The sequence below is a fragment of the Streptomyces sp. NRRL F-5650 genome, from assembly GCF_000721365.1.
Lineage (GTDB): Bacteria > Actinomycetota > Actinomycetes > Streptomycetales > Streptomycetaceae > Streptomyces > Streptomyces ardesiacus.
This window is the reverse complement of sequence record NZ_JOGV01000030.1, coordinates 99,093-107,520: the sequence shown is the minus strand read 5'-3', so window position 1 is coordinate 107,520 and position 8,428 is coordinate 99,093. Positions and strand designations below refer to the sequence as shown.

General features: G+C 74.0%; 7 protein-coding genes and 1 pseudogene. 3 read left to right on the top strand and 5 right to left on the bottom strand.

Annotated features, from left to right (window positions below):
• Together IG88_RS43830 and IG88_RS0124250 are read right to left on the bottom strand one after the other, a co-directional pair.
• Positions 1 to 301 (bottom strand): annotated as a pseudogene (locus IG88_RS43830) (hypothetical protein); the annotation flags it as partial.
• Positions 302 to 305: 4 nt separating this feature from the next.
• Complete coding sequence (locus IG88_RS0124250) at positions 306 to 968, bottom strand: hypothetical protein (RefSeq protein ID WP_031045000.1); 663 nt, start codon at positions 966 to 968, stop codon at positions 306 to 308.
• Between the two features lie 163 nt (positions 969 to 1,131).
• Between IG88_RS0124250 and IG88_RS0124245 the strand changes: the two genes are divergently transcribed.
• A complete protein-coding gene (locus IG88_RS0124245) occupies positions 1,132 to 1,638 on the top strand; it encodes a GNAT family N-acetyltransferase (RefSeq protein ID WP_031044997.1) in 507 nt (168 codons plus the stop codon).
• A gap of 6 nt (positions 1,639 to 1,644) precedes the next feature.
• Here the strand turns inward: IG88_RS0124245 and IG88_RS0124240 are convergent, their stop codons facing one another.
• A complete protein-coding gene (locus tag IG88_RS0124240) occupies positions 1,645 to 3,747 on the bottom strand; it encodes an MDR family MFS transporter (protein ID WP_037836528.1) in 2,103 nt (700 codons plus the stop codon).
• A gap of 201 nt (positions 3,748 to 3,948) precedes the next feature.
• Here IG88_RS0124240 and IG88_RS0124235 point away from each other — a divergent pair, with 201 nt between their 5' ends.
• On the top strand, positions 3,949 to 5,184 hold the full coding sequence (locus IG88_RS0124235) for a peptidoglycan-binding domain-containing protein (RefSeq protein ID WP_031044991.1): 1,236 nt from the start codon (positions 3,949 to 3,951) through the stop codon (positions 5,182 to 5,184).
• A gap of 433 nt (positions 5,185 to 5,617) precedes the next feature.
• On the opposite strand, the gene IG88_RS0124230 is transcribed toward IG88_RS0124235, so the two are convergent.
• Together IG88_RS0124230 and IG88_RS0124225 are read right to left on the bottom strand one after the other, a co-directional pair.
• Positions 5,618 to 6,283 carry an HAD family hydrolase gene (locus IG88_RS0124230; RefSeq protein ID WP_031044988.1) on the bottom strand — a complete coding sequence of 222 codons (666 nt, stop codon included), beginning with the start codon at positions 6,281 to 6,283 and terminating at the stop codon, positions 5,618 to 5,620.
• A 156-nt stretch (positions 6,284 to 6,439) separates the two neighbouring features.
• Positions 6,440 to 7,021 (bottom strand): TMEM165/GDT1 family protein, encoded by a 582-nt coding sequence (locus IG88_RS0124225; RefSeq protein ID WP_031044986.1) that lies wholly within the window; start codon positions 7,019 to 7,021, stop codon positions 6,440 to 6,442.
• Positions 7,022 to 7,476: 455 nt separating this feature from the next.
• On the opposite strand from IG88_RS0124225, the gene IG88_RS0124220 reads away from it, so the two are divergent.
• The gene (locus IG88_RS0124220; RefSeq protein ID WP_031044983.1) at positions 7,477 to 8,121 is read left to right on the top strand and encodes an HNH endonuclease family protein; all 645 of its coding nucleotides are present in this window, start codon (positions 7,477 to 7,479) and stop codon (positions 8,119 to 8,121) included.
• Positions 8,122 to 8,428 lie beyond the last annotated feature (307 nt).

Sequence of the window (8,428 nt, the reverse complement as noted above, 5' to 3'; positions counted from 1 at the left end):
TGCCGGGGGCGGCGGGGGCACCGCCCGGGTCGGCGGGGGTGCCGGGGGTGGCAGGGGCGCCCGGGTCGGCCGCCGTACCGGGGCCTGCGAGGCTGCCGGGCTCGGCAGGGGCGCCGGACCCGGCCGCGGTACCGGCGTCGGTGTTGGCGCCGGGACCGCCGGGGCCGCCCCGGTCGTCGGGGTGGACGGCCTCGCCGGGGTCGGTGCCGGCGTCGTGGCCGGTGCGGACCCTGCCGGTGCCGTGGACGGTGCCGCCGGCGTCGGGGCCGGTGCCGGAGGTGCCTGTCGCTGCTTCGGACATGGGGTCAGCTCTCCTTCGGGCTGCGCTTGGCGAAGGACCACGTGGAGGACGGACGGGCGGCCGCCGCCGGTGCCCCCTCCGTACCGGTGCGGCGCCCGTCGCCGCCGCCGTCGTGGCGGCCCGGCCGCGTCAGCGCCTCGAACAGCGCACGGGCCTCGACCATGGACGCGCGCAGCTCCTCCGTACCGGCACCGTCGCCGTCCACGCCCGCGTGCGTGGCGCGGTGCACGCGGCGGTAGCCCTCGACGTGGTGGGCGTGGTGCACGGACAGCGCCGTGAGCTGCTCCTCGTACTGCCCGCCGTCCGGGAAGCCCCGCGCACCGGCGAGTTCCGCGAGCAGCCGGTCCGCCTCGGCGACCGCCTCGCGCGGGGAGTCGACGAAACGCTCCTGAGCCGCGGTCCAGCGCGCCACGAAGCGCTCGCGCTCGGCGGGCTCCAGGGGCCGGGTGCGCAACGACCCGTGCCGCCGCACCCGTTCGGCCAGCTCGCGCTCGGCGGCCTTGGTGTCGCCGTCGTGCCGTGCCACGGCCAGGTCGTACTCGGGCCCGAAGCGCCGCTTCAGGCTGCCGCCGTGCCGGGGGCCCCGCGCGCGCAGGGCAAGGACGGCCGCGGCGACGAGCACGACCGCCACGACCACGATCAAAGCGATGATCACGCCTGTGGACATGAGTGCCTTCCGGGTTCTCGGCCTGCCGGCCCTCCGAACGGGCCGGTTCGCGGATCGTGTTGCCCCCGAGTCCGCGCTCAAACGGCGCTCGGCGTGCACCCACCGCGCACCGGTGGGAAAATCCGCTTGCCCCGCGCGGGCCGGCCCGCCGACCATGCCCGCCATGACCTGGACCGTCGGCCCGGAACCGTACGACTCCCCCGTCGCCGCAGCCCTGTGGCGCGCGTACTACACGGAGGTGAGCGACCGCTGGTACCAGCTCCACGAGGGACACCCCACCGACCCCGCCGAGCTGGAGCGGGAGATCGCCGCGCAGTCCGGGGCCGACCTCGCGCCACCCCGGGGACGGCTGCTGGTCGCGCGCTACGCCGGTGAAGCGGCCGGCAGTTCGGGCGTACGGCTGCTGGACGGCACCACCGCCGAGCTGACCCGGGTCTTCCTGCACGCCGGGATGCGCGGCCGGGGCGGGGCCGCACTGCTCGTACGGGCCGCCGAGGACGCCGCGCGGGCGCTGGGGGCCGAGCGCATGGTCCTGGACACCAGGGCCGACCTCGTCGAGGCCCGGACCCTGTACGCGCGTCTGGGCTACACCGAGACCGAGGCGCACAACGAGCGTCCGTACGCCGAACACTGGTTCGCCAAGCCGCTGCGCCTCGACGGCGGCTCCTGAGGGCGCTCAGCCGGCCCGCGCGGGCGCCCGGCCCTCGCGCCCCTCCCGCCCCTCGCGGGTGGCGTGCCGGTCGTGCGGGCACTCCCGTTCCGAGCCGCACAGCTCGCCGGTCAGCTCCCGCACGAGCTGCACCAGGTCGGTCGGGCGGTCCGGGCCCCACCAGTCGCCGAGCAGCTCGGCGAGGGAGTCCTGCCGCGCCTGCGCCAGCCGTTCGGCGACCTCGCGGCCCCGGCCGGTGAGGACCAGGTCGGGACCCTCGCGGACGGCCAGGTGCCGTTCCTCCACCTGCCGGGCGGCCGCCATGACCGTGGCCAGCGGGACGGGGCTGCGCTCCGCGAGCTGGGCCGGCTCGACGCGGCCGTACTTCCTGACCCGCAGCAGCATCCAGCTCGACGCGGGCAGCAGGTCGTAGCCCGCCCGTTCGGTGATCCGGCGGTAGATCTCCCGGCGGCCCTCCCGGGTGCCGAGGACCGACAGGGCGCGGCACACCTCGTCGCGCGAGGAGCGTTCCACCGGGTTGCCGGCGAGGGTCTGGGCGGCGTCCGGCGCCGTGACCGAGCCGCGCAGCCGGTCCTCCTTGAGGAACCAGGCCAGCAGGAAGGCGAGCAGCGCGACGGGGGCGGCGTACAGGAAGACGTCGGTGATGGAGGAGGCGTAGGCGTGGATCGCGTCGGGGCGCAGCGCGGGCGGCAGGGCGCCGATGCCGCGCGGGTCGGCCTTGAGGGTGTCCGCGGAGACGCCGGGCGGCAGGGCGGCGCCCCGGAAGGCGTCGGCGAGCTGGTCGCCGAGGCGGCTCGCGAAGATCGTGCCGAAGATGGCCACGCCGAACGACGCGCCGATGGACCGGAAGAAGGTCGCGCCGGAGGTGGCGACGCCCAGGTCCTCGTAGGCGACGGCGTTCTGCACGATGAGGACGAGGACCTGCATCACCAGGCCGAGGCCCAGGCCGAAGACGAAGAAGTAGGCGCTCACCTCGGCGGTGGCACTGTGCTCGTCGAGCCGGTGCAGCAGGAGCAGTCCGAGGGTGGTGACGGCGGTTCCCGCGACGGGGAACACCTTCCAGCGGCCGGTACGGCTGACGATCTGCCCGGAGACGGTCGACGACAGCAGCAGGCCGAACACCATCGGCAGCATGTACACCCCGGACATGGTGGGGGTGACACCGCGCACGACCTGCAAGAACGTCGGCAGGTACGTCATCGCGCCGAACATCGCGAAGCCGATGACGAAGCTGATGACGGCGGAGAGCGTGAAGGTGCGGATGCGGAACAGCTTCAGCGGCAGGACGGGTTCGGCCGCCCGGCGTTCCACGGCCACGAAGAGGACGGCGAGGACGACCGCGAGCACCGCGAGACCGATGATCTGCGGGGAGCCCCAGGCCCAGGTGGTGCCGCCGAGCGAGGCCACCAGGACCAGGCAGGTGGCGAGGGAGGCGATGAGGAGGGTGCCGAGGTAGTCGATGACGTGCCGGGCGGTGCGGCGCGGGATGTGCAGGACCCCCGCGATCACGGCGAGGGCGACGACGCCGATGGGCAGGTTGATGTAGAAGACCCAGCGCCAGCTCAGGTGCTCGGTGAAGATCCCGCCGAGCAGCGGCCCGAGCACGCTGGTGGCGCCGAAGACCGCGCCGAACAGCCCCTGGTAGCGGCCGCGTTCACGGGGCGGGACCAGGTCGCCGACGATCGCCATCGACAGCACCATCAGCCCGCCGCCGCCGAGCCCCTGGAGGGCGCGGAAGACGATCAGCTCGGACATGCCCTGCGCGATGCCGCACAGCGCGGAACCGACCAGGAAGATCCCGATCGCGAGCTGGAACAGCTTCTTGCGTCCGTACTGGTCGCCGAGTTTGCCCCACAGCGGGGTCGCGGCGGTCGCCGCCAGCAGATAGGCGGTGACCACCCAGGACAGGTGCTCCAGCCCGCCCAGGTCGCTGACGATGGTCGGCAGCGCCGTCGAGACGATGGTCTGGTCGAGCGCGGCGAGCAGCATGCCGAGCAGCAGGGCTCCGATGGAGACGAGCACGCTGCTGGAGACCTGCTCCCGCTCCCCCTGCGCCCCGGGCCGCGACCCGGGATCCGTCGCCGCCGCCTCGCGCACCTCTCCGGCCATGTGGACCTCCACGGATGTCGTGACTCTCACGGATGCCGACGTGCACCGCCCATCCTGTTCGGTGTGACCGGTTATGGCCGTTTCAGTCCTCCGGAAGCCGCAGTTCCACCGGTACTCCGGGGGCTTGTGTGCGGAAGTGTGGAGAAGATCTGCATAATCTCTGGAGTTCGCGAGGGGAGTCGCGAGGGGAGGGACGAACACGTGAAGCAGGAGAAGGAACCGCCGCGGGAGCAGCCCGCGAGGACCTCGTGCCCGCAGTGCGGCACGCCCAGGGCGGCCGACAACACGCCGTCCTGCGCCTGCGGCACCAGGGCCGCCGACGCCCTGCGCGACGCGCGCACGGCCCAGGCGGCGGCCGCGGAGGACTTCGACCCGCTGCGCATACGGCCGTACGTGGAGCTGGACGGCGCCGCGGACCCCTCGGCCCCGCCGCCCGACGCATCCGGCGAGCGCCCGGCCGCGCCCCCGCCCGACCCGGACGCCACGATGACACTGCGCACGGTCGAGGCAGGTGCGGGTCCGGATGCCGGTGCGGGTGCGGGTAGCGGTACAGGTGCAGGGGCCGGTACAGGTGCAGGGGCCGGTACAGGTGCCGGTACGCGTACGGGCATCGGTGTGGGCGCGGGTGCGGGTACGGGTGCCGGTGGGACCGATGGGGACGCGCAGGCGACTTCACCGCTGCCGACGCCCCTCGCCCCGTCCGCCGGCGCGCCCAGCGCGCACGACCTGCGCCTGTTCGACGCCTCCGCCACCGCGCCCCTCCCGCGGGCGAACCCGGGCACGGAGGACGCGGGCGACGGGGAACGGCCCCCGCGCAGGCGTCGCAGGGGTGTACTGCTGAGTGCCGCCGGGGCGGTCGTCGTCATGGCCGGCGCGGCGGCATACGCCGGCGGGCTCTTCTCGTACGACGCCCCGTCCCGGGACGACGCCCTGCCGGACGAGGTGCGGGTGAGCGTGCCGGACCCGTCGACCGGCGAGGCATCGCCGAGTACCGGACCGAGCGCGTCCGCGGCCCCGCCGACCGCCTCCGCGTCCCCCTCTCCTTCCGCGTCCGCCTCCGCGTCGGCGAGCCCGAGCGCCTCCGCCTCGCCGTCCCCGTCGGCGTCGAGCGCCTCGCCCACACCGTCCCGGTCCGCGGAGCCGACGCGGAGCACGACCGCGCCGGCCGTCGACGCCCCGTCGGAGCCCGAGGACGACGCCGACCCCGGCGACGGCCCCACGCTGCAGCGCGGCGACCGGGGCCCGGAGGTCGTGGAACTCCAGCAGCGCCTGACCGGGATGAAGATGTACTGGGGCGCCCTCAACGGCAACTTCGACCGCCAGGTCGAGGACGCGGTCCGCCAGTACCAGTGGTACCGCGGCATCTACACCGACGGAGTCGGCGTCTACGGCCCCGACACCCGCCGCAGACTGGAGTCGGAGCGCGGGGAGCGGTAGCCGGTCCGACGCGGCGCAGCACCGTACGGCGCCGACCACTCGGGCGACAGCGGCAGGGCGTCGGCACCTCGGGCGGGAACCCCGAGGAGCGGAACCCCGGAAACAACAGCCGAGGGCACCACCGCCTCGGACACGACGGCCCGCGGGCGCCACAGCACCCCACACCGCAGCGGCGCGTAACCGCGGTCGCGGAGACGACAGTCACCGGCCCGAAGCCGGACACCCCGACGACCGCAGCCGCCGACACCACCGCCCGGCGACCGCAGCCGCCGGCACCACCACCCGGCGACCGCAGCCGTCGGCACCACCACCCGGCACACGACAGCCCGGACACGACCACGGCGACCACCCGCGCCCGACCCGCGCCGAAACGGTCCCGTGCGCGTCACACCGCCGCACCGCGGCGGCGGCCGGGGCGCAGGGGGCGCGGCCGTCAGCCGATGTGCAGCCGCAGCGACCCGTCCGCCGCGGCCTCGACCCGCACGCGCGTCAGGTCCTCCACGACCACGTCCGGCCCGTGGAGCCCGGCGCGCGGTCCGACCCCGACGACCCGCATGCCGGCGGCGCGCGCCGCGGTGATGCCGGCGCCGGAGTCCTCGAAGGCGATGCAGTCGGCGGGATCGATGCCCAGTTCGGCGGCACCCTTGAGGAAGCCCTCCGGGTCGGGCTTGCTGGCGCCGACCGACTCGGCGGTGACCCGGACGTCCGGCTGGGCGAGCCCGGCGGCGGCCATGCGCGCGGTGGACAGGGCCACGTCCGCCGAGGTCACCAGGGCGTGCGGCAGGCCACGCAGCGAGGCGAGGAACTCCGGCGCACCGGGGATCGCGACGACGCCCTCGGTGTCGGCGGTCTCCTCGGCGAGCATGCGCGCGTTGTCGGCGTGGTTCTGTTCCATGGGCCGGTCGGGCAGCAGCAGGGCCATCGAGGCATAGCCCTGCCGCCCGTGGACGACCTTCATGACCTCGTCGCCGTCCAGCCCGTGCCGGTCGGCCCAGCGCCGCCAGACGCGCTCGACGGCGGCGTCCGAGTTGACGAGGGTGCCGTCCATGTCGAGCAGCAGGGCACGGGCGGGCAGAACGGTGGCGGGGGTGGCCGTCATCGGCAGACTCCAAGGCGCGGGGAGGAAACAAGGCGGCCCCGCCCGCCGGTCAGGGAGAACGGGCGGGAGCCACTTTGTTCATCCACGGTACAAAAAGACCGGGATTCGCGCCACCGGCCCCCGTCACCGCGGCGGGCGGGCCCCGGCGCCGACGGCTCAGCCGGCGATCGCCTCCCACAGGCTCCACACGCCGAGGCCCAGCATGAGCACGGCCGCGATCTTCGTGATCAGCCCCAGCGGCACCCGCTTCATCAGGGCCTTTCCGCCGACGATGCCGAGCCCGGCCACCGCCCACAGCGCGAGCACCGCGCCGAGGCCGACGGAGAGCGGGTCGTCGTAGCGGGCGGCGAGGTTGGCCGTCATGATCTGCGTCAGGTCACCGAACTCGGCGACCAGGATGAGCATGAACCCGGCCCCGGCGACCTTCCAGAAGGACTGGTCCCGCGGCTTGCGGATCTCCTCGTCCTCCTCGTCCTTCTTCATCAGCAGCACGGCGGCGCCGCCCAGGAAGAGCACACCGGTGATCGCGTGCACGAGCTGCTGGGGCAGCAGGGTCAGCACGCTTCCGGCCGCGACCGCGAGCACGACGTGCAGCAGGAAGGCGGCGGCCACGCCCGCGAAGACGTACGAGGCGCGGTAGCGGGTGCCGAGGACGAGGCCGGCGAGCGCGGTCTTGTCCGGCAGTTCGGCGAGGAAGACGACACCGAAGACGAGTGCCGTCACGGTCAGGCTGATCAAGGTTCCTCAATCGGTCGGGGCCGCCCCGCCGAGAGTGCTGGTTGCGCGGATTCCACCGTCTCCGCGACGCGCGACACCTCGGCACGGCAGCACACGGTCCACCCTGCCGTACGGCACGGGCGCGCACTGCTTGCCGAAGGTCTCGCTGGCCGGCCTCGCGCACGAGGCCTGCCTCCGGGCGCCGGCTCAGGCTGGCTGAGCAGTATGTCGACGGTCCGGCGAAGAGCTACTCCCCTTCTGCGCCGTCCATAGTACGCGAACCCGCGCCCGCCCCCGAAGGCCGAAGGTCCCCTCGCACCCGCCGCCCGCGCGTTCCGTCACGAGTCCTGTCGCACACCTAGACGTGCCATGCACACGTCATTAACTTCTTACCGACCGCACACCTGCGCGTCATGCGGCGTCGCGAGCATTCCCCTGCCCGCGCCCCAACACCCCCACACCCCAAGGGAGTTCGCATGCCGAAGTTCTACGCGCGTCGACGGCTCGGTTTCCTCGCCGCGTTCACCGGACTCATAGCCTCCGCCGGCCTCCTCAACGGCCCCGCCGCCTCCGCCGCCCTCCCCACGCCGGTCAGCGCCGCCACCGCCCGCACCTACCTGGCCTCGCTCACGGTGGCCGCCGAGAACCGCACCGGCTACGACCGCGACCTCTTCCCGCACTGGATCACCCAGTCCGGCACCTGCAACACCCGTGAGACGGTCCTCAAGCGCGACGGCACGAACGTCGTCACCGACTCCTCCTGCGCCGCCACCAGCGGCAGTTGGTACTCCCCCTACGACGGCGCGACCTGGTCCGCCGCCTCCGACCTCGACATCGACCACCTCGTGCCGCTCGCCGAGGCATGGGACTCGGGCGCCGGCTCCTGGACCACCGCGCGGCGGCAGGCCTTCGCCAACGACCTGACCCGGCCGCAGCTCCTCGCGGTCACCGACAACGTCAACCAGTCCAAGGGCGACCAGGACCCGGCGACCTGGATGCCCTCGCGGACCGCCTACCGCTGCACCTACGTGCGCGCCTGGGTGCAGGTGAAGTACTACTACGACCTCTCGGTCGACTCCGCGGAGAAGTCCGCCCTGCAGGGCTACCTCGCCAACTGCTGACACCCGCCCCGCACTCCACGCGCAGAGCCTTCCCCACCGGACTCCCCCCACCGCCCCCCGCCGGACCCCCGATCCCGCCCTCGGCGCCCCTACCGCCGGGGGCGGCGCGGCGCGGACCGGGAACGGGCATGGCCGGAGGGGGGTGCCGGGCCCGGCGGACGGGTATGAATTGAGTCACATCGGCGAACCTCGCCGTGATCGTGGGAGCGCTCCCACCTGGTCCGGCGCCAGTGACGCGCCAGTGACCGCACGTCAGGTTATGGCTAAATGTTGAACTTGCAAGTACTCATTAGGCACACCTAACGTG